Origin of the sequence: Rhodococcus sp. NPDC059234 (genome assembly GCF_042754225.1) — a bacterium.
Classification (GTDB): domain Bacteria; phylum Actinomycetota; class Actinomycetes; order Mycobacteriales; family Mycobacteriaceae; genus Rhodococcus_G.
Genome location: NZ_JBHZAH010000219.1, coordinates 1 through 1,695, shown reverse-complemented (window position 1 = coordinate 1,695; position 1,695 = coordinate 1). Strand labels below are relative to the sequence as shown.

Sequence of the window (1,695 nt, the reverse complement as noted above, 5' to 3'; positions counted from 1 at the left end):
CGTCCAGCCGCTACAGGGCGCCGTAGACCGTCCGACCCTCGAGGACGGTCGCCCGGATCTCGAGCCCGGTCAGGGCGGCCGGGGCGGTGTCGAGGGGATTGCCGGACAGCACCACCAGGTCCGCGTACGCGCCGGGGAACAGCGACCCGATGCTGTCCTCGTCGAAGAGCTGCCAGGCCGCGTCGACGGTCTGTGCTCGCAGCGCCGCCGCGACCGGAATCCGTTCGTCCGGTGCGGCGACCCGGCCCGACGGGGTGCGCCGGGTGACCGCGTCGGCGATGTTGCGCAACGGGTTCGCCGGGGTGACCGGTCCGTCGTTGTGGAACGAGAACCGCTGTCCGGCGGCCAGGGCAGAGCCCGCAGCGGCCCAGGCTCCGCCGTGCTCGGGACCGAACAGGTCGTCGACCAGTACGTCGCCCCAGTAGTGCAGGTGATCGACGAAGATGCTCACCGTCACGCCCAGTTCAGCCGCCCGCCGGAACTGGTCCGGCCGCATCGCGCCGACGTGTTCGAGTCGCAGTCGGTGGTCAGGACGCGGTTGCTCGTGCAGGACCCGCTCCCAGGCGTCGAGCACCATGGTGATCGCCTCGTCGCCGTGCGCGTGGCACGCGAGCTGCCAGCCCTTCCCGAAGTACGCGGACGTGATGTCGTGGATCTGCTCGCCGGTGTAGTTGGCGTGGCCGTGACTGCAGGCGATGCCGAGTCCGCGGGTGGCCTCGGTGTCGAGATAGGGGAATCTCGTCGCGATGTTGCCCACCCACGGCGAGCCGTCCGACCACACCTTGATCCCGACCTGGCGGACCAGGTCGTCGCCGTCGCCGGGCGAGGCCTCGCTGGTCAGGGCCGCCGTTGACATCTCGTAGAGGCGTAGCCGGGTGGTCAGCGCGCCGGACGCCGCGACTGCCGCGAGCGCGGGCCGCAGCCGCGGGTCGAACGACATCTCCGCGATCGTGGTGATGCCCGCCGCGTTCAGCCGCGCGCACTCCGCGGACAGCAACTCGGCCAGGTTGTCTCCGGGAGTGAGCGCCGCACCCGCGACCGCGAACACCGCGGGCACCTCGTACGCGGAGCCGTCCAGGTCGCCCGTTCCGTTCCGGCCGTAGGAGCCGCCCACCGGTTCGGGGGTGTCGCGGGTGATGCCGGCCCGGGTCGCGGCCGCCGAATTGAAGTACGCGACATGGCCGGAGTTGTGCAGGATCACCAGCGGATGCCGCGGGGCGACGGAGTCCAGCCAGTCGAGCGTCGGGATGGGAAGTCCCTTCTGCAGTAACGGGTCCCAGCCGTTCAGGGTTGCGCCGGCCTCGCCCCTCGCCGCCACCGTTTCGTGCACCGTGCGCACCACCGCGTCGGCGTCGGACACGGTGACCGGCCGAATGTCGACGATGGCCGGGCCGAGGACGACGGCCTCCTCGAGCGGATGCCCGTGGGGCTCGATGAACCCAGGCAGGACGCACGCGTCCCCGAGGTCGACGGTCCTGGTGCCCGCACCGACCAGCGGCTCGACGCTCGACCGGTCGCCCACGGCGACGATCCGGCCGTCGCGGACGGCCAGCGCGTCGGCCCGGGGGAGCGCCTCGTGCATGGTGACGATGTCGCCGAAGAGCACCAGGTCGGCGCGGGCGGACGGGTGGCCGGACGGAGGGCTCTGCATCGCCCGATTCTGGCAGGGGAACGCGGGAAACCCCGGGAACCGCG

1 protein-coding gene is annotated in these 1,695 nt (G+C 72.1%); it reads right to left on the bottom strand.

Annotated elements, in window-relative coordinates; all coding sequences use genetic code 11:
• Nucleotides 1-10 precede the first annotated feature (10 nt).
• Complete coding sequence (locus ACFXGJ_RS24365; RefSeq protein ID WP_378625845.1) at nt 11-1,651, bottom strand: amidohydrolase; 1,641 nt, start codon at nt 1,649-1,651, stop codon at nt 11-13.
• Nucleotides 1,652-1,695: the final 44 nt, after the last annotated feature.